We start from the raw sequence: 19,850 nt of genomic DNA, 5'->3' as shown, positions 1-19,850 counted from the left end.
TTTATCCGAAATAGGAAAAATCCAAAGGGTTTGGATATTCAAACTGAAAACCGGTTTGCTGCCATTTTTCACTGGAAATTTCTTTCCATTTTTGCGCAGGAGGACTTTCATAACTGGCAGGAGGCGGAAAGCCTAGTTCTGCTGCATTTTTTTCGAAAAGGACTTTTTTAGCGGGGTGCTCGGGGCTGACAATGTTAAATGTTTCATTCCAGAGATGTTGGTCGATTAGCCAATAAATGGCCTGGACCGCATCTTTTCGGTGAATGTAATTGACCGGAGGGTGCCCGGGAACTTCTTGTTTTCCGGAGAAATACCTTCCTGGAACGCGGTCATCCCCCAATAGTCCTCCAAACCGAATAACCGAAAGGTCATAGGTTTTTTCTTCCCACAAAAGCCGCTCGGCATGCCATAAAGCGGGGTTACCCGTAGTTTCCGCAGTAAGTGGATCAGTTTCTCTGGCGATTTGGTTTTGGCTGGGGTAAACGGAGGTAGCACTCACATACACTACTTTTCCAATGCCAAATTCCCTGATTACTTGCTTAAGGTACTGAATTTGCTGCGGATGAAAATCATCTGACTTGGTGCGGCGAGCTGGAGGGATATTAATAAATAATAGATCTGTCTCAAAAAGCCTGGAGGGAAAGGTTCCCTCCAGGTCGGGATTTAGAGACAGTTGGTCCGCCACAATTCCCTGACGATCCAGTTGCTCCTTTTTGTTTAGGTTTCGGGTACTTCCCTTTATCGAAAACCCTTTCTGCTGAAGAAATTTGGCGAGAGGCAGTCCCAACCAACCTAATCCAATTATACTTATCGTCGTCATTAATAGTGTTGAAAAAATGAGCAATTTCTTTAGAAATCGGGATTGATGATTTGACCCATTTTGAAAAGACCATCACAAACACCTTTATGAATGATCAAATTCAGCCCCAGTGTATTGGCGATAAAGTGCTTTTTATTTAGTGTTTTTCGGAGCAGTGCCAAATACATAATCCCAAAGCGGGGTGCTAACCCCAAATGCTACGTCTGGGTCTTTGTAATGGTGAATGGCATGATTGACCCATAAAATTTTTAGGAAATTTTTTGGCGGCTGGTAAGCGTGGACTGTATAATGGACCCCCAGGTACAGCGCGTAACCCAATAAAAATCCAGGAAGAAAATAAAAAACCATCTCTCCCATGATGAAATCAAAAAGGAAATATAGGATAACCGCATATAGGCTGGAAATAAGAGGAGGCATGGCCAGCCGGTCTTTGTCTTTCGGGTAGTCGTGGTGTACCCCATGGACGGAATACTGCAATTTGTCCTTCCAGTGGGTATCGGGTACCATGTGATAAAGATATCTGTGCAACAGGTATTCCACGAACGTAAAGAACAAAAAGCCACTCAATAGTAATCCTGCTCCTGTCCAGAAGGAGATGGTGGATGTAAAAACTCCAAAATACAGCGAAAAAACACCTACACCTATAAAAATGGCGATGGGTATGCTGATATGGGTTCTGCTAAGTTTTTCCAAAACTGGATTGGTAAACATTTTGGCGGAACCGTTATTATCTGGCCGATCCAATCTTCCAATTTTTTTCATTCTTTATATAACTTTTGGTCAATGTGCGTTCTTTTACTAACTAATGTAGGCATTAAAACCATCATTTGGTATTATTTGTCAATTTAACGTATTGAGGACCGCAGCTGGTTTCAAAAAAAGCAAAAAACATACCTGATTTTAATCATTGATTTTGCGCAAGCAACGTATTTTCTATCGTTTTTGTGTAAAATGCCTCGTATAAGGGTAAAACTGCAGAAACATCGAATTTCTTGGCTCTGGCAAGGGCATTTTTTTTAAAAACAGGAAGGTTTTTATCGTCCAGAATAATGAGTGCTTTTTCGGTCATTTCTTCGATATTTCCGACTTCGCATAAAAAACCGGTTTCTCCATTAATATTCAATTCTGGAATTCCGCCAACATTACTGGTCAACAAGGGAACTTCACAGGCCATGGCTTCCAAAGCGGCCAATCCGAAACTTTCTTTTTCGGAAGGCATGATAAACAGATCTGCAACAGAGAGCACTTCTTCTACAGCCTCCAATTTACCCAAAAATCGGATATCATCGCAGGTACCCAGTTGTCGGCATAGCCTTTCCATTTTATCTCTTTCCGGACCATCCCCGACCAGTAAAAGTTTGCATGGGATGGCCTTTCGTACTTCAAAAAAAACCCGGATCACATCATCCACCCGTTTCACTTTGCGGAAATTGGAGGTGTGCACCATGAGTTTTTCATCATGTGGGCAAATGGCCCGCTTAAAATGTTCTTTCTTTTGTTTTTTAAATCGGTTCAGGTCAATAAAATTGGGGATAACTTCTATGTGATTGTCTACATCAAAATGCAGCAAGGTGTCTTTTTTTAGGTCTTCCGACACGGCTGTTACGCCATCCGATTCATTGATGCTGAAGGTGACAACGGGTTCATAGCTTGGGTCTTTTCCCACTAGCGTAATGTCTGTGCCATGTAAGGTAGTCATTACCGGAATGATAATTCCCTGCCGCTTTAAAATTTGTTTGGCCATGTAGGCCGCAGAAGCATGGGGAATCGCGTAATGAACGTGAAGCAAGTCCAATTGTTCGTATTTTACTACGTTTACCATTTTGCTGGCCAGTGCCAGTTCGTAAGGGGCATGTTCAAAAAGTGGGTAGCTCTTTATATCCACCTCGTGGTAAAAGAGATTTTCGCTAAAAAAATCTAGTCTGGTTGGTTGGCTGTAGGTAATAAAATGAATCTGATGACCTTTAGCGGCTAGCGCTTTGCCTAATTCAGTTGCGACTACTCCGCTGCCACCGAAGGTGGGGTAACAGACGATCCCGATTTTCATCCTATAAGATTTTTGTGAAGTCTATTTTATCCCTGATCAACACACTAACTATATTGTTTTGTTCATTTTCCAGCCAAAAGGAACTCACTTTTTATGGATTTATAGATAATGTCTTGAATATCTGAACGAATGTTTTCTCGTAGCAGGCGGTTGTTTCCTGCGTCGGGATGCACCCTGTTGGATAGGAAAACATAAATCAACTGGTTTTCCGGATCGGCCCAGGCAGCGGTGCCTGTAAAACCGGTGTGGCCAAACGTACTTAAGGAAGCCAGATTACCGGTGGGCCCTTTGTCTTTTTCCGGGTCCGGTTTGTCCCAGCCTAATGCACGTCGGCTTCGAAACGATTGTTTGCGGGTGAATTTTTCTATCGTTTCCGAACTAAGAAGTTCTACCGGACCATATTTTCCGCCTTGAAGCATCATCTGCATCATTTTGGCCAGGTCATTTGCCGTGCCAAAAAGTCCCGCGTGACCTGCCACCCCGCCATATAATGCTGCTCCGGGGTCATGAACGTATCCCTGGACCAGGGTTTTTCTAAATATTCGATCGTCTTCCGTAGGAGCTATTTCATTTGGATCGAATTTTTGCAGGGGTAAATAACCAAACCGGTACATACCCAATGGATCGTAAAAATGTTGTTCCAAAAATTCATTCATAGGTTGGTTTACCCGGGTCTCAATCAAGCGGTGTAGCAGGTACATGCCCACGTCTGAATACCGATAACTGTATCTCCCGTTTCTGGGTCGGGCATACCTCAGATTGGATGCAAGGGTCCATTTCCATACACTGTCCGGCAGGGCATGATGAGCAAAAACCCCCTTGGCTACAGGAATGGTATACGGGGACTTCCTTTCATTGCTATAGTATTCTTTCTTCCATTCGGTCCCTTCCAGGGTATTGGTGAAATGGGGTATGTAAGGGACCAAGCCGGCTTCATGGGTCAAAATATCCCGGATGTGTAGCGGGGCTTTGTTGGTTCCTTTGAGTTCTGGAAGGTATGTTTGTAACGGTTCATCCAAATCAATAAATCCCCGGTTTTCTAAAAACATGATGGCTTGCGTGGTAGCCAAAACCTTGGTAAGAGAAGCCAGATCGTACATGGTTTTGTCCGTGACGGGCAAGTTCTGATCGTAATCCAGGTGTCCATAGAATTTTTCGAAGACCACCGCACCATTTTTAGCGACGAGAACGGTGCCTCCAGGTGTAGCTCTCGTTGAAATAGCCTTCTCCATCAGGTCATCAATTTGTATTAACACCCTGCTGTCCATTTGCTGGGCTTCGGGGGTGCTGTAGGCCAATCGGTCCAGATGCGGTGTGCCTATGCCGTGCCCCTGACTCCAGGCTTGCGTGGTACTAATAGGGAGTCTTCCTGTTGCTGCTCTTCCCCCAAAAATTACCTGCGGCGCAAGGCTTTCCGTGAAATCATTTTCCTCATAGGCTAAAATCAGATTTTCCTGGTCCTTGAAATTTCCTGCTGCATAGGCATTACCGAAAACCACTGTGATAACCGTGTGGTCGTTCTGTAAACGGTTAATGAACTCGATTTCCTCCGTATTTAATCCAAAGTTTCTCCTAGGGTTATTGCTCATGCCCATCACGCCTACTACTATGGTGCCGAAATCCTTCAAGTTTCGCTCCATTGCAGCGTAATTGTCCCTATTACTGTTGGAACGTAAAGTGAAATGAGTGAATTCAGTGTATTTATCCAGATAGTTTTTAAACGTTTCTCCCCTGCCTCCAAGAGTAAGGGATGCCATATGTTCCATGTCCAGATGCCTCACTGGGATGGCTTGTTCCTGGTTGTTTACTACCGTGATGGAAGCAGCATAGAGCTGTTCTATCAGTGCCTGCGTTCCAAAATTACTGATCCTTTCTACCAGTTTTTGAGTAGCAACCTCTTGTTTTTGATGCAATCCGGCCCAGTATTTGGCATGCAGTATTTTTCGTATACGAAGATCTATTTCATCCTTGGTTATTATTCCGGATTCCACTGCTTCCAGAATAAGGGCTTTGGACTTGGGTACATCCTCCGCATAAAGCAGGATATCATTCCCAGCTAGCAGGGCCTTTAAGTCCACCTGCCCAGGCTTGTACAGGTTGCTGACCCCTTTCATATTTAGGGCATCTGTGAAAATCAGCCCCTTAAATCCCATTTCTTCCTTCAGTAATTCGGTGACGACCTTTGGTGACAGGGTGGTAGGAAGGTTTGCTTCACTTCCCAGACTGGGGATATGCAGGTGGGCTACCATGATGCTCATTAATCCCCCATCGATTAGCTCCCGATAGGGATATAAGTCAATATCCAAAATCCGTTCCTTACTGTTGTAAATTACAGGAGTGGTATAGTGAGAGTCCGCATTGGTGTCCCCATGTCCCGGAAAGTGTTTTGCATTGGCCATTACGCCATTATCCTGCATGCCTTTCATATAGGCCAGGGATTTTCTACTAACCAGGTTTTTTTGTTCACCAAAAGACCGGTAACCAATAACCGGGTTCTCCGGATTCGAGTTGACGTCTACTACCGGGGCAAAATTAATATGCATGCCCATTTCCTTAAACTGCCTTGCGATTTCCTGACCCATTTGGTATACCAATCCATCATCTGTGGCCGCACCCAGTGTCATTTGCTTTGGGAATTGCAAGACGCTGTCCAGGCGCATGCCCATGCCCCACTCAGCATCCATGGCTATAAAAAGGGGAGTTTTAGCCAGATCCTGGTAATGGTTGGTCAGATGGGCCTGTCGGACAGGACCTCCCTGGAAAAATATCAAGCCTCCCAAATTTTCCTCGCGGATCAGGCGAGAAAGTTCCTCTTTGTGTTCCGGGCCTTTATTCGAATAGGCTGCCACCATAAATAGTTGCCCTAACCTTTCTTCAAAAGTCAGTGAATTAAAAATACTGTCAACCCAATGCTGCTGTTTAGGGGTGTTTTCGTTGGGAAAAGGATCGGAAGCGGCACGCAACCCATCACCGGTAATCGAAGCTAGCAGCAACAGGAAACAAAAAGACAATGTATAAACTTTTTGACACATGGGGGTGTTAAAATTTTATTGATTATAATAATAAGAATAACTTTGCAGTCAATTAGGCTAAAGAGTTAATCAAAATTACATAAATTCCGATCAGCTACCTACTTAAAAGTGATGAGCAGAATTTATTTTATTCAAAAAACAATAGTTAAGTAAGTTCGGTTTCAGACTCTTTTGGTTTGACCTTCAGGGCAAGAGAAAACCTGAGGTAATTTACGCTGGCAAATCACGGGCATTCAACCTTTACAACCATGAAATTTCCATCTATATTCCGGACCAACCAACCCAGAAGATTTCAAATAAATCCAAGGCATTACGATCCTGTAAGAGAAGAAATTGATCAAAGAACGCAAAGCATCAAAAGGGAATTGGAAGCCAGAGGAGTTCTTGAATCCGAACAAAAATTGAAGGAGGATAGGGGGTACCGTCACGGATCCAGTATCAGGGGTGCGTTCACAAGTGGAAGCCCTATCAAAAAGCAGCCCTCTTCAGTGATGCAAAGTGCCGGCTTGATGCGAACGATCATTTTTGTTCTGCTGGTTGGAGGCTTCGGAGGGTACCTGTACCTGGGTCCCGATTTTTTCTATTACGTGTTATACCTGGGAGTCTCAGTGGCCTTACTCATTGGCTTGTTTAAATTAAAACCCAAAAAAGCGAATGAATGACCTGATTCAGCTATTGCCTGATGCGATTGCCAATCAAATTGCCGCTGGCGAGGTGGTGCAGCGCCCGGCTTCTGCTTTGAAAGAATTATTGGAAAATGCCATTGACGCCAAGGCAAAGAACATTTCCGTGGTGGTAAAAGACGGTGGTAAATCGTTGATTCAGGTAGTGGATGACGGCATGGGGATGTCCATCACCGATGCACGGATGTGTTTTGAAAGGCATGCGACCTCCAAAATCAGAAAATCAGATGACCTGTTTGCCATCCGAACTCATGGATTCAGAGGAGAGGCCATGGCGTCTATCGCTGCTGTGGCACAGGTAGAAATGAGGACCAAACGCGCAGAAGACGAATTGGGAACCTGCATCGTCATTGAAGGATCTATGGTGAAAAAGCAGGAGCCGGTGGTTTTTCGCGACGGTTCTTCTATTTCAGTCAAGAATTTGTTTTTCAATGTACCAGCCCGAAGAAATTTCCTAAAGTCCCATGCCGTTGAAACCCGACATTTGGTCGAGGAGTTTCAGCGCGTAGCGCTGGCTTATCCGGAAGTAGCCTTTTCATTCTTTCAAAATGACCTGGAACTCTTTAACCTGACCGAAGGAAAACTCAGCAAAAGAATAATCGGAATTTTTGGCAAGCAATATCGGAATCAACTCATTGCTTGCCAGGAAGAATCACCCCATATTTCCATAAAAGGGTATATTGGAAAACCAGAACAAGCCAAAAAGACCAGGGGGGAGCAATACTTTTTTGTCAATAATCGGTTTATTAAAAGTAACTACCTGGCCCATGCCGTGCAAAATGCGTTTGAAGCCCTGATCAGCTCCGATCAACACCCGTTTTACGTGTTGTTTCTGACAATAGATCCCAAACACATTGACATCAACGTCCATCCTACCAAGACCGAGATCAAGTTTGACGATGAACGAACCATTTACGGAGTAGTCCGATCTGCAGTCAAACAAGCCCTGGGAGCACATCATGTAGTCCCCATGATTGATTTTAGCATGGATGTGAATTTAACCGACAACTGGAGTGCCGATGGAGCGAAAAGACAGGAAATAGGAGCTGAAAACGATTACCGGACATACAGAGGGCCTGCGTTGGCAAACAAAAATGCCAAGGGTTGGGAGCAGCTATTTCGCCAGAATCCGGAGGACCGTGCCCTACAATTTGACCCGGATAAAGGCGATCCGGAAGAGGGGCAGTTGATGACCTTTCCCAGTAAAGCAAATGAAAAGGAGGACTCCCAATCGCCTTCCCGGGAAGTATCCATGGGATACGGAAAGACCTTTCAGGTAGAACAAGCTTACATTATAGCGCAGACTTCCTCTGGATTACTTATCTTTGACCAACAGGCAGCTCATCAGCGCATATTGTACGAACGCTATTTCCGGCAGCTAGAACATTCCGGAGGAGCTTCTCAGCAATGCCTTTTTCCACAAACTATTACGTTGAGTCCTGCAGATTTTGCGCTGGTGATGGATTTAAAAGAAGAACTAAGTGATTTGGGGTTTCTGTTGACGGTTTTTGGCCAGCATTCTCTATTGATTAACGGGGTTCCGGCAGATATTTCGATATCCAGTGAAAAAGTGTTATTTGAAGAATTGCTGGAGCAATTCAAACATTTTAAAAATGAACTTTCGCTCGGGAGAAAGGAAAATCTGGCAAGATCCTTGGCTAAGAAAACGGCAATTAAAAAAGGGGATTTGTTGAAAACCCAGGAAATGGAAAATCTGGCTGGACAATTATTTGCCTGCCAAAATCCAAATTACAGTCCGGAGGGCATAAAGACCTTTGTTAAATTAGATGTAAACAAAATAGAGCAATTTTTCTATTGATTAAGTAAAACGGAATCCTATGTTTAGAGCCCTCACCCCCATTGTGAAAAACTTGCTATTAATCACCGTGGGGATGCATGTAATTGCTTCCTTTTTTATCCCACAGTTAAAAAACCTTTTTGCACTCTATTATGTAGAAAGCAGGTTTTTCATGCCTTTTCAGTTTGTGACGTACATGTTTATGCATGCTGACTTCTGGCACTTGATTAGTAACATGTTTGGGTTGTTTATTTTTGGCCCGCTGCTGGAGCAATTCATGGGGCCGAAAAAAATACTGATCCTTTGGATGGTGTGTGGCATAGGGTCCGGTGTCTTGTATTCCGGATACAATGCGTACAAAATGGGAAATTTAAACGACCGGATAGAAGCCTTTACTAACGACCCGGACCCGGAAACATTCAATCGCTTTGTTTCCGACAATCGGCATTTGTTCAATCCAGCTATCTATGACTTTGTCGACAAATACAGCAGAAATCCGGAAAGTACAGAAATGGTATCCGCAGCCAAGCGAACCATGCTGGATATTCGTGATCGTCAGGTGAACGTGCCTATGGTGGGGGCTTCGGGAGCATTGTTCGGTATTCTTATTGCTTTCGGCATGCTTTTCCCCAATACCCAGCTATTTTTGCTTTTTCCACCCATGCCTGTAAAAGCAAAATACCTTGTTTTGTTCTATGGACTATACACGGTTTATAATATATTTGTATCGAATCCGACGGATAATGTGGCGCATTTTGCGCACCTATCGGGCTTGGTCATTGGTGCGGTCTTGGTCACCTATTGGAAGAAGGACAGGAGAAATTTCTATTAACAAATCATGTACGGAGGATTTTGGTATCATATCAGGCATGCCTTTGACCATAAAGACAATGGTCTGTATAAAATCATAGCCATAAACTTGCTCGCTTTTCTGGTTTTGATGATCATGCGGGTTTTTCTCACCATTGGAGGGGCTGAGGACCTGTACCGTTCCATCGTTTCCTATTTTATGATGCCTGCTTCCTTGCCCAGATTGTTGACCCAACCCTGGACGATGTTAACCTATATGTTTTTGCATGAAGGGTTCTTCCACATCATTTTTAACCTGCTTTTTCTATACTGGTTTGGCTTGTTGGTTCAGGAGTACCTGGGGAATAGAAAATTGGTCAATCTTTATATTCTAGGAGGAATAGCAGGTGGTTTGTTATATGTAATTCTTTACAATATTGCACCTTTTTTTAGTGATAGGGTTGATGGTGCCTTGATGCTGGGAGCCAGTGCAGGGGTGTATGCCATCGTGGTAGCCGCCGCAACCCTCAGACCGGATACCCAGTTTCACCTCATTTTGATAGGCCCGGTAAAAATAAAATACATCGCTATATTTTATGTGTTGATTGCTTTTGCCAATTCTGCCGGCTCAAATGCTGGTGGGGAATTAGCTCATTTGGGAGGTGCAGCCTTGGGATACTTTTATATTTTACAACTCCAGAAAGGAGTCGATTTGGGGAAGCCTGTTCAAATCGTCGGGATGTTTTTTGAAAACCTCTTTTCACAAAAATCTAAGGTAAAAGTAACCTACAGGAGGAGCCCGGAATCCACCAAAAAGAAAGGCAGTAACAGCTCAAGTACTACGACTTCGGGTGGAGGAAAAAGTACTCAGGAAGAAATCGATCGTATTCTCGATAAAATAGCGGAAAAGGGATACGATAATCTGAGCAAAGAGGAAAAACGGAAGTTATTTGATTTTAGCAATAAAGACGTATAAGCCCTGCTATCGGTCGTATCCCAAGATTTTTTTGTATAGTCCCAATCCACTTTCAGTCAGAAATGGCAATACCATGGAAAAGACCAGTTTGCTGTAATACTGATAATGGAAGGTTTCCTGACCAAAAATTATTTGGTTATGGCTGGGCCAATAATCGGAAAGCATGGTCATCTGGTTGGCCAGGTTTTCATAACTCCCGGTAAAATTTTCTTTTTTAAAAATATGCTCTTCTTTCAGTTTTTGAAAGAGTTGGATCAGTTGCGCTTTTCGTAAAGAAATCAATTCGAAATAACGGTCTTTTACCCTTTCATGCCGTTGGATGACACTTCCCAGGTCCGTGAACAAAAAATGATATTTGACCTGTATACGGTAGGAACTAATAATACTGGAATATAAAATCTCAAGTGAAGGGCTGGATTTATCAATGGCTGCCGATGCTGCATCTGATTCGTTGCACAAGCTGTAAAATATCCGTACGATTAAATCATCAAAGTCCCTTATGTCCCGGTAGAAATCCGATGGCCTGACCTGCAGATTTTCCAAAAGTCGGTCGATATCCATGTCGTGATACCCACGTTCATTAAATATAATAAGTGATTTTTCTATGATGGTTTGAAGATTCATTCCTGTACTTTAATACGTATTTCAAAGTTAAAAAAAAGGAATTCATATCCCCTATAAGTAAGCCTCTAATTACCAATCAATTTTGTTGGCCAATTGCCCACAGGCCGCATCAATATCCTGCCCCCGGGACTTTCGTACCTTAGCGACAATACCGGAATCTTCCAGTATCCGCAGGTAAAGAGAAACTTTTTCCGGAGACGCTTGCCGATATTCCCCTTCGTCAATCGGATTGTATTGAATGATATTCACCTTCGAAGGTATGTGTTTGCAAAATTTAGCGAGCGCCCGGGCGTGTCTTTCGTCATCATTGATGCCATCCCAAATGACGTATTCAAAAGTAACCTTTCTTTTGGTTATCGAATACCAGTATTTCAATGCTTCCGCCAACTCTTCTACGGTATTGGTCTGGTTAATAGGCATGACCCGGGTTCTGGTTTCATTAATTGCCGAGTGAAGGGAAAGTGCCAGATTGAATTTGACTCCGTCATCAGCTAGCTTTCGGATCATTTTCGCAATACCTACCGTTGACAAGGTAATGCGTTTTGGCGAGATCCCCAAGCCTGTAGGAGAACAGATTCTCTCAATTGCTGCCAGCACATTCTGATAGTTGAGTAAGGGCTCCCCCATTCCCATAAAGACAATATTGGTCAAAGGGCGGTCAAAATATAAACGAGCCTCTTCCTGTATAGCTACTACCTGATCGTAAATCTCATCCGGATTTAGGTTACGCATTCGCTTAAGCCTGGCCGTAGCACAAAAATTACAATCCAGACTGCATCCAACCTGCGAGGAGACGCAAGCGGTAATCCTCTTTGAAGTAGGGATTAGAACCGACTCCACGATTTGATGATCAAATAGTTTAACGGCGTTTTTGATCGTCCCATCACTGCTCCGTTGGAACTGGTCGACTAAAATGTGGTTGATATCAAAGTTTTCTTTTAAATGCTCTCTGGTGGCCTTCGATAGATTTGTCATGTCATCAAAGTTTTTAAGAGATTTGCTCCATAGCCATTCATAGACTTGTTTGGCTCTGAACCGTTTTTCTCCCACCGATTCAAAATACTGCTCTAACTCCTGAAGATTTAATTTACGAATATCTTGTTTGTTGACTTGTTGCATAATTTTCTTTTCATTCAGGATTTCTAAAAACAAAATACCCCGGTAAATTGGTTCAAATGCCTCTCCCTGATACCTGAAATTTCATTTCTCGCGGATCTTGCGCTGCGGAAACCTGGCCCCCGTTTCTTTCAAATGTCGCATCAGACTGTACTGCATGGCATCCGTTTTTTGCGGATACACCTTAGCCAGATTTTCCGTTTCCCCCGGGTCTTTTTCCAGGTCAAAGAGTTCACTTATTCCCGATTCATAAAAGTGAATTAATTTCCACTTACCTTCCCGAATGGCAGATCCAGGTTTCCAGGCACTTCCATGGTAGTGCGGATAATGCCAAACCAGTGATTCCCGTTCAATTTTATCATTGTTACGGATCAGTGCTGACAGATCCTTGCCATCGTTGGCGTCGTGAGGAATTTGGGCCAGACTAAGCAGGGTGGGGAATAAATCCATGCTGACCACTGGAATTTCCGATACCCTTCCAGGGCCGGAAAGCCCGGGACCCTGAATGATCAGCGGCACCCTGATACCCCCCTCATAGCACCAGCCTTTGCCAGCGCGTAAGGGCCCATTTGCTGTAGGAGCCCCTTCATTAAATAAAGTGGATAGTCCTCCGTTGTCGCTGGTTAAAATTACCCAAGTATTTCCATCCAATCCTTCCTCTTCGAGCGCCTGTAGGACTCTTCCAACATTTTCATCCATAGCGGCAACCATAGAGGCGTAGGCCGCATTGTCCTGTATGAGTTTCGTCTTTCCTTCGCCCTCCTGCCGGTAAGTTTGCACTCCTGGTGCTTTGGCCATGTTTTCTTTTTTACGAAGGAAATAATCGTACTTTTTAGGGGCTGGCTGAATGGGCGTATGGACGGTGTAAAAGGAAAGGTATAGAAAAAAGGGATCCGTTCCTTTTTCCCGGATAAACCGGATGCTTTCATCGGTAAGTCTTTCCGTTAAATATTCGCCATCCGGACCGTCTTCCAGCCTGGGGTTTCCATAGGGAGCGTAATAGCCGTTAGCTACCCCTTTCTTTAACTGAGGAGCGCCTACACTCCACCCACCCATATTCTGCTCGAAGCCCTGGTGCTCGGGCCAATACTTATCTTCTTCCCCTAAATGCCATTTGCCTGCGAAAAAAGTTTGATACCCGGCTGCTTTAAATTTTTCGGCAAGAGTTATTTCTTCCAGGGCCAACTGATGGCTTATCTCCGGCGTGGATAGCGGCCAATCTTCCTTATTTCTGCTAAAGCCAGGGATCCAGTCGGTTATGTTTAGTTTGTTGGGATGTAATCCTGTCATTAATGCCGCTCGCGTGGGACTGCAAACCGGATGTGCCGCATAGGCCTGGGAAAAACGCAAGCCATTGGCTGCCATCCGGTCAAGGTTTGGGGTTTCGTAAAAGGTATCGGGGAAATTGGCTCCTACATCTGCCCAACCCAGATCATCTACCAGAATTACCAGAATATTTGGTTTTTCTATTTCCTTTTTTTTACAAGAGGAAAGGCAAAACAGGCAACAGAAAAGCAACACACCTTTCATCGAATATGGGATGGCTTTTTTCACCTTGTAAAGATATAAAAATGAAAGAATAGATGTGATTAACTTCTCTTGATTTTCTAATTACTACAACCTGAAATCCTGCCAAAAAGTCTGTAAATTCATGTTTTTTGTTCGAAAACGGACATTTTTTCAGGTTTTTAAAGGAAAGCCGGTTTGGTTACATATTTGATTCAGATATTGAAAGGAAGAAAGAACAACAAAAAACATAACCCAAACCACTATGGATTTTAAGCAATTTACCATCAAGTCTCAGGAAGCCATTCAAAAGGCGCTTGAGCTATGTACAGCCGAGCAGCAGCAAATTATAGAACCCGCGCACCTGCTCAAGGGGATCATTCAGGAAGATAGCAACGTTACTGACTTTTTATTTAAAAAGTTAGGAATCAATTCAGGGCTGATTGTTCAGAAGTTGGAGGAAATCATCCATCAACTCCCAAAGGTAAGTGGGCAGCAGCCTTATCTATCCAATGCTACCAATCAGGTATTGGAAAAAGCAAAGGGATACTTGAAAACCTTTGGCGACGAATACGTGGCTGTGGAGCACCTGGTATTGGGTGTCTTGGCAGGTTCGGATAAAACCGCCCAATTGCTAAAGGATCAGGGATTAAATGAAAAGAAGCTTATCGAAGCCATTAAAGAACTTAGAAAAGGAAATAAAGTGACCGATCAAAACGCAGAATCAAAGTACAGGTCTTTGGAAAGGTATTCCAAAAACCTAAACGAGCTCGCCAAAAAAGGCAAAATAGACCCGGTTATTGGCCGGGATGAGGAAATCAGAAGGGTATTGCAGATACTAGCACGAAGGACCAAAAACAATCCCATACTTCTGGGAGAACCCGGAGTGGGTAAAACGGCCATCGTAGAAGGCTTGGCCCAACGGATTGTCAGCGGAGATGTGCCGGAAAATCTGAAAAGTAAATTGCTGATTTCCCTGGATATGGGATTGCTCGTAGCTGGTGCCAAATACAAAGGAGAGTTTGAGGAAAGACTGAAAGCAGTCATCAAGGAAGTAACCGATTCGGAGGGAGAAATCATTCTGTTTATCGATGAAATTCATACGCTGATCGGTGCCGGTGGAGGAGGAGAGGGTGCCATGGATGCGGCTAACCTGCTAAAACCTGCGTTGGCCAGAGGAGAACTTCACGCTATCGGAGCCACCACACTGAAGGAGTATCAGAAATACATTGAAAAGGATAAGGCTTTGGAGCGAAGGTTTCAGCAGGTAATTGTCGACGAACCCGATGCCTTGGATGCCATTTCCATCCTCCGGGGGATCAAAGATAAATACGAATTGCATCACGGAGTCCGCGTTAAGGACGATGCGGTAATAGCTGCAGTGGAACTTTCACAGCGTTACATTTCTGATCGCTATTTGCCCGATAAAGCCATTGACCTGATGGACGAAGCCGCCGCCAAACTGCGGATGGAAATTGATTCCCTGCCGCAGGAACTCGACGAGCTCAATCGCAGGATCATGCAGTTGGAAATTGAGCGGGAGGCTATCCGAAGGGAGAAAAACAAGGAGAAAGAGGCCGTGCTGAGTAAAGAGCTGGCCGAACTCACCGAAAAAAGACAAGAAATCAAAGCCAAGTGGGAAAGTGAAAAGGCTGTCATCCAGGGGATACAACGTGAAAAGGAAAGTATCGATAAGTTTAAGCTGGAAGCGGAGCAAGCGGAAAGAGCTGGGGACTTCGGTAAAGTAGCGGAAATCCGGTATGGAAAAATAGGAGAAAGCGAGAAGAAACTGGAATCTTTCCAACAGCAACTTAAAGAGATGCAGGAAGGCTCCCCTTTGTTGAAGGAAGAAGTAGACCATGAAGACATCGCAGCCGTAGTCAGTAAGTGGACGGGAATTCCCCTTTCCAAAATGATCCAAAGTGAGATGGAAAAACTCCTTCATTTGGAAGAGGAGTTAGGTAAGCGGGTAGCTGGACAGCGGGAGGCAATTGTGGCCATTTCGGATGCGGTTCGCAGAAGTCGTGCGGGTTTACAAGACCCAAAGCGCCCCATAGGGTCCTTCATTTTCCTGGGTACTACCGGTGTTGGAAAAACCGAGTTGGCAAAAGCCCTGGCCGAATACCTGTTTAGCGATGAGAATGCGATGGTAAGAATAGATATGTCAGAATATCAGGAACGTCATGCAGTCAGCCGTCTGGTGGGAGCGCCTCCGGGTTACGTGGGGTATGACGAAGGAGGCCAATTGACCGAAGCTGTGAGAAGAAAACCTTATTCCGTGGTACTGCTGGATGAGATCGAAAAAGCCCATCCTGATGTATTCAATATCCTGCTTCAGGTTCTGGATGATGGCAGGCTAACCGATAATAAAGGAAGGGTGGCCAACTTTAAAAACACCATCATTATCATGACCACCAATATTGGCTCTACGCTGATTCAGGAGCGTTTTGATAGCATGGATGAATGGAACAAAGAGCAGGTGATGGAAGAAACCAAAGAAGAGGTCTTTAGCTTGTTAAAAAAATCAGTGCGGCCGGAGTTTCTCAACCGTATTGATGAAACCATCATGTTCGAACCTCTAAATAGGGAAATCTTACGGCAAATTGTGGATATCCAATGGAAGGAGGTACAGCAACGACTGGCTGAATCCGGCATAGAGCTTGAAGCTACTCCGGAGGTGTTAGACTATCTCGGCGAGGTCGGTTTTGATCCCCAATACGGAGCCAGGCCTCTAAAGCGAACCATGCAGCGACTTATATTGAATGAGTTGTCCAAGCAAATCCTTAGTGGCTATATTAAAAACGAAAGTGCTGTATTGGTAGACCTGGATGCGGATAGGCAGGTATACTTCAAAAATGTGGATGAAGTAAGCGTGGAATAAGTGGTTCCAGTATCAATTGGTTTTCACTAACCATTATTCTGGATTTTCATTCGGTAAGATAGACAGTTGGCTGTTAATTCAGTCAGCTGTTTTTTTTTGTCCAGTTGTAGAAGGGGTCCCTCAAAAAAATAGCGTTACTTTTGATAATCGGGACGTACCCCATAAAAAAGTAACTATGGATTACCAGGAATTAATCTCAGAAGTATATCAGGAAGTAAATGAGCTGGACTTACGGGGGAAAGTCGCGGATTACATTCCCGAATTAACGAAAGTATCCAGAAACCGGTTTGGTATTGCCTTGATAGATCTGGAAGGAAAGGTATATGGAGTAGGGGATTATCAGGTGCCTTTTTCAATTCAAAGTATTTCCAAGGTATTTACGCTGACCATGGTCTTTCACAAATTCCGTAGTAAACTCTGGTCCCGCGTGAACGTGGAGCCTAGCGGCAACCCCTTCAATTCCATCGCGCAGCTGGAATATGAAAAGGGCGTACCGCGAAATCCTTTCGTCAATCCGGGAGCCCTGGTGATCACGGATGCCTTAACCAGTAAGTTTGAAAATCCCACACAGAGCATCCGGGATTATATTGATGAGTTGGCAGGACAGCATTGCGTGCGCATTAATGAAGAGGTGATGCAATCGGAACTGCAACACGCGGAGAGGAACACAGCCATGGCTTACTTTCTAAAGGCCTATAAGAATTTTGACAACGACATTCCGGAAGTGATTCGCACGTATGTATACCAATGTTCCATAGAAATGTGTTGTGAAGAACTGGCAAAAGCGTTTTCCTATTTGGCAAACGACGGATATTCCATCTTTGCAAAACGCGAGATTTTAAACGAAAGCCAATCCCGGCGGGTCAACGCCCTGATGCTTACCTGCGGCTTCTACGATGAATCCGGAGAATTTGCTTTTCGCGTGGGATTACCCGGTAAAAGCGGCGTGGGAGGAGGGGTAGCTGCTATCATGCCCGGCAAATTCAGCATCGCCGTCTGGTCTCCCGAACTGAACGAGAAAGGAAATTCGGTAAAAGCGATCAAGGCCTTGGAGCTGCTAACCGATAAACTGAAATTTTCCCTGTTTTAAATCAGGTTCACAGTTCTCCACATGGCTTTGGAAGTGGCAGCCAGGGCCTGCTCGTTGTCCATAGCATTTAATTTTGCATTGAAAGGTTCCGCCCTGACCGGTCCATCGTATCCAATAGTTACCAGGGCCTGCATAAATCCCTTCAGATCTATCAAGCCACTATCTCCTGGTAGTTGCCGTTCACCATCGATCTGTTCAGGAATAGTTCGTCCAGCAGTGGCATCGTTGAGATCGCAGGTCACAATTTGCTCGTTGGTCAGTTTCTCCAGATCGGCTACGCTTTCACTGGAGGTATACCAGTGAAAACTGTCCAGCTGTACACCCAAATTTGGGTGCCCGATCTCGGCGATGAGGTCCTGAACTTCTTTCAGGGTTCCAACAAAGGGATAGCGGTTGATGATTTTTAGATTTTTTGTACCCACGTATTCGAAACCGAGTTTCAACCCTTCATCTCCCAATAGTTGGGCTGCCTTTCCAAGGCGCTCGCTGTGTTGCTTAAAGTTGTCCAAATAGGGGAGTTCATCGTGGCTGGGCATAATCCAGGTGCCCACACGGCTTACACCGGCTTTTCGCAAGATGGTGGCTACCTTCGGTAAGTCTTTAATTCCCTCTTCAAATGTAGCCTTGTCTTTTCGGAAATCGACTGGCAGTCCTGCTGCATCCCAGGTCAGGTTGTGGGCTTCTTTTTTGGCCAGAAACTCGTCAAACTTTCCCGGAGACATTTCCATCAACTGAGCAGGAACGGGTAAGATGGCTTCAAAATTATAAGCAACTGCCTTGTCAATCATCTCCTCCTGATTAATGGATACTCCGATGGCGTAGGGATTCAAACTCACACGGAATTTTCGTTCTTGTATATTCCCACCGGCATGGGATAGATAAGGGGCGCTGGCTAATCCCAGGGAAAGTAAACTGCTTTGCTGAATAAATGTTCTTCGGTCCATTGGGTGTTTTCTATAGTTGTTGTTGTAATACTGACTTCTTTGAGTTCATTCAGGTTAGTATTTCCCGTATTATGTTTCCTTCAACGTCCGTTAGCCGGAATGGCCTGCCCTGAAAGTCAAACGTAAATTGTTCGTGGTCAAATCCCAAAAGGTGCAGGATGGTCGCGTGAACGTCATGTACAGAAACTTTATTTTCTACTCCGGAAAAACCAATTTCATCGGTTTCTCCATGCGAAGCTCCCTTTTTGATGCCTCCACCAGCCATCCACATCGTAAAAGCATCCACGTGATGATCCCGGCCCATATAGCTCTGAGTTTTTCCTTCTCTGTTTTCCTGCATGGGGGTGCGACCAAACTCCCCTCCCCAGACTACCAGGGTCTGGTCCAGCAAGCCTCTTTGTTTCAGGTCGGTCAGTAAGGCGGCAATGGGCCGGTCTATTTCCTGGCATTTGTCCTTCATCCCCAGGTTTATGGCCGTTTCCTCATTGGTGCCGTGCGCATCCCATCCCCAATCGTAAAGCTGTACAAAGCGCACGCCCTTTTCTACCATTTTTCGCGCCAGTAAACAATTGTTGGCAAAGGACTCTTCTCCAGGCTGTGTTCCATAAAGCTGGTGAATGTACTCCGGCTCTTCGTTGATGTTCATGACTTCCGGTACCTCAATCTGCATGCGGAAAGCCATCTCGTATTGGTTGATGCGGGCTAAAATTTCCGGGTCTGCATAGCTTTGGAAATCCTCCTGGTTAATGGCGTTGATGGCGTCCAGTAATTTTCTTTTCATGGATCTGGACATGCCTTTCGGATCCTCGATGTACAATACCGGATCCCCTTTGGAACGGCATTGCACTCCTTGGTAAACGGAGGGTAGAAAACCACTTCCCCAGACACTTTTTCCGGCATCCGGGGTTTTTCCTCCAGAGGTAAGCACCACGAAGCCTGGCAAGTTTTGGTTTTCCGATCCCAGGCCGTAGGTTACCCAGGAGCCAATACTGGGCCTGCCCAATCGGGGACTACCGGTCTGCATGAAGAGCTGGGCCGGTCCATGGTTAAATTGGTCGGTATGGACTGCTTTCAAAAAAGCCACCTCATCCACTACCTGCTTGAAATGAGGCAGGTAGTCAGATACCCAGTTACCGGATTCCCCGGATTGCTCAAATTCAGCCTGTGGCCCAAGCAGGTTTGGTCGGCCCCTGATAAAGGCAAACTTTCTTCCCTGAAGCACAGATTCCGGACATTCCTTGTTGTGAAGTCTGGCCAACTCGGGTTTGTAATCAAACATTTCCAGTTGGGAAGGTGCACCTGCCATGTGCAGGTAAATCACCGATTGCACTTTGGGCGCAAAGGGAGGTGCCGCCGCTGAAAGAGGATTGAGGTCCCGCTCGGAGAGTTGCATGCCCTGGGGTTCGGGGGTTTGACATCCGACCAGCGAGCCCAGTGCTAAACCTCCCATACCGCTGACACAGCTTTGTATAAAATGCCTGCGGGTTTGGGATTGTAGTTCTCGTTCCAGTTTTTCAGCCAGTAATTTTTTGATCTTGTCCATG

Annotated in this window: 15 protein-coding genes; 6 read left to right on the top strand and 9 right to left on the bottom strand. The window is 44.9% G+C overall.

Annotation, left to right across the window (positions count from 1 at the left end):
- Position 1 precedes the first annotated feature (1 nt).
- The 4 genes from GKS34_RS06115 to GKS34_RS06100 all read right to left on the bottom strand — a co-directional run bounded on the left by GKS34_RS06115 (position 2) and on the right by GKS34_RS06100 (position 5,899).
- Entirely contained in the window at positions 2-820 is an 819-nt protein-coding gene (locus tag GKS34_RS06115) for a Rossmann-fold NAD(P)-binding domain-containing protein (RefSeq protein ID WP_163383926.1), read from the bottom strand.
- A gap of 132 nt (positions 821-952) precedes the next feature.
- Entirely contained in the window at positions 953-1,582 is a 630-nt protein-coding gene (locus tag GKS34_RS06110; RefSeq protein WP_163383925.1) for a sterol desaturase family protein, read from the bottom strand.
- A 142-nt stretch (positions 1,583-1,724) separates the two neighbouring features.
- Entirely contained in the window at positions 1,725-2,867 is a 1,143-nt protein-coding gene (gene bshA / locus GKS34_RS06105; protein ID WP_163383924.1) for an N-acetyl-alpha-D-glucosaminyl L-malate synthase BshA, read from the bottom strand.
- A gap of 62 nt (positions 2,868-2,929) precedes the next feature.
- The gene (locus GKS34_RS06100) at positions 2,930-5,899 is read right to left on the bottom strand and encodes a serine hydrolase domain-containing protein (RefSeq protein WP_163383923.1); all 2,970 of its coding nucleotides are present in this window, start codon (positions 5,897-5,899) and stop codon (positions 2,930-2,932) included.
- Between the two features lie 248 nt (positions 5,900-6,147).
- Between GKS34_RS06100 and GKS34_RS06095 the strand changes: the two genes are divergently transcribed.
- Genes GKS34_RS06095 through GKS34_RS06080 form a run of 4 tightly spaced genes read left to right on the top strand, consistent with a single transcriptional unit; the run spans position 6,148 to position 10,145 of the window.
- Positions 6,148-6,561, top strand: coding sequence for a hypothetical protein (locus GKS34_RS06095; RefSeq protein WP_163383922.1), 414 nt, complete (start codon positions 6,148-6,150; stop codon positions 6,559-6,561).
- Positions 6,554-8,401, top strand: a complete 1,848-nt coding sequence (mutL, locus tag GKS34_RS06090; protein WP_163383921.1) for a DNA mismatch repair endonuclease MutL — start codon at positions 6,554-6,556, stop codon at positions 8,399-8,401. Before GKS34_RS06095 ends, mutL begins: the two co-directional genes overlap by 8 nt.
- A 19-nt stretch (positions 8,402-8,420) precedes the next feature.
- Positions 8,421-9,212 carry a rhomboid family intramembrane serine protease gene (locus GKS34_RS06085; RefSeq protein ID WP_163383920.1) on the top strand — a complete coding sequence of 264 codons (792 nt, stop codon included), beginning with the start codon at positions 8,421-8,423 and terminating at the stop codon, positions 9,210-9,212.
- Between the two features lie 6 nt (positions 9,213-9,218).
- On the top strand, positions 9,219-10,145 hold the full coding sequence (locus GKS34_RS06080; RefSeq protein ID WP_163383919.1) for a rhomboid family protein: 927 nt from the start codon (positions 9,219-9,221) through the stop codon (positions 10,143-10,145).
- A 6-nt stretch (positions 10,146-10,151) separates the two neighbouring features.
- Here the strand turns inward: GKS34_RS06080 and GKS34_RS06075 are convergent, their stop codons facing one another.
- From GKS34_RS06075 to GKS34_RS06065, 3 genes are all read right to left on the bottom strand, one after another.
- Positions 10,152-10,769: a TetR/AcrR family transcriptional regulator gene (locus GKS34_RS06075; RefSeq protein ID WP_163383918.1), complete on the bottom strand. Its 618-nt coding sequence runs from the start codon at positions 10,767-10,769 to the stop codon at positions 10,152-10,154.
- Between the two features lie 69 nt (positions 10,770-10,838).
- Positions 10,839-11,888 (bottom strand): dual-specificity RNA methyltransferase RlmN, encoded by a 1,050-nt coding sequence (rlmN, locus tag GKS34_RS06070; protein WP_163383917.1) that lies wholly within the window; start codon positions 11,886-11,888, stop codon positions 10,839-10,841.
- Between the two features lie 81 nt (positions 11,889-11,969).
- Positions 11,970-13,439: a sulfatase gene (locus GKS34_RS06065; RefSeq protein ID WP_240459210.1), complete on the bottom strand. Its 1,470-nt coding sequence runs from the start codon at positions 13,437-13,439 to the stop codon at positions 11,970-11,972.
- 217 nt (positions 13,440-13,656) lie between these two features.
- Here GKS34_RS06065 and clpB point away from each other — a divergent pair, with 217 nt between their 5' ends.
- Together clpB and GKS34_RS06055 are read left to right on the top strand one after the other, a co-directional pair.
- The gene (gene clpB, locus GKS34_RS06060) at positions 13,657-16,272 is read left to right on the top strand and encodes an ATP-dependent chaperone ClpB (protein ID WP_163383916.1); all 2,616 of its coding nucleotides are present in this window, start codon (positions 13,657-13,659) and stop codon (positions 16,270-16,272) included.
- Positions 16,273-16,447: 175 nt separating this feature from the next.
- On the top strand, positions 16,448-17,362 hold the full coding sequence (locus tag GKS34_RS06055; protein WP_163383915.1) for a glutaminase: 915 nt from the start codon (positions 16,448-16,450) through the stop codon (positions 17,360-17,362).
- Here GKS34_RS06055 and GKS34_RS06050 read toward each other — a convergent pair.
- Both GKS34_RS06050 and GKS34_RS06045 read right to left on the bottom strand, forming a co-directional pair.
- The gene (locus GKS34_RS06050) at positions 17,359-18,306 is read right to left on the bottom strand and encodes a sugar phosphate isomerase/epimerase family protein (RefSeq protein WP_163383914.1); all 948 of its coding nucleotides are present in this window, start codon (positions 18,304-18,306) and stop codon (positions 17,359-17,361) included. The two genes, GKS34_RS06055 and GKS34_RS06050, sit on opposite strands and share 4 nt — an antisense overlap.
- Before the next feature lie 49 nt (positions 18,307-18,355).
- The gene (locus tag GKS34_RS06045) at positions 18,356-19,849 is read right to left on the bottom strand and encodes a DUF1501 domain-containing protein (protein WP_163383913.1); all 1,494 of its coding nucleotides are present in this window, start codon (positions 19,847-19,849) and stop codon (positions 18,356-18,358) included.
- Position 19,850 lies beyond the last annotated feature (1 nt).

This window comes from Cyclobacterium jeungdonense (assembly GCF_010994275.1).
Lineage (GTDB): Bacteria > Bacteroidota > Bacteroidia > Cytophagales > Cyclobacteriaceae > Cyclobacterium > Cyclobacterium jeungdonense.
The sequence above is the reverse complement of the archived record's forward strand: the minus strand, read 5'-3'. Positions and strand labels throughout refer to the sequence as shown.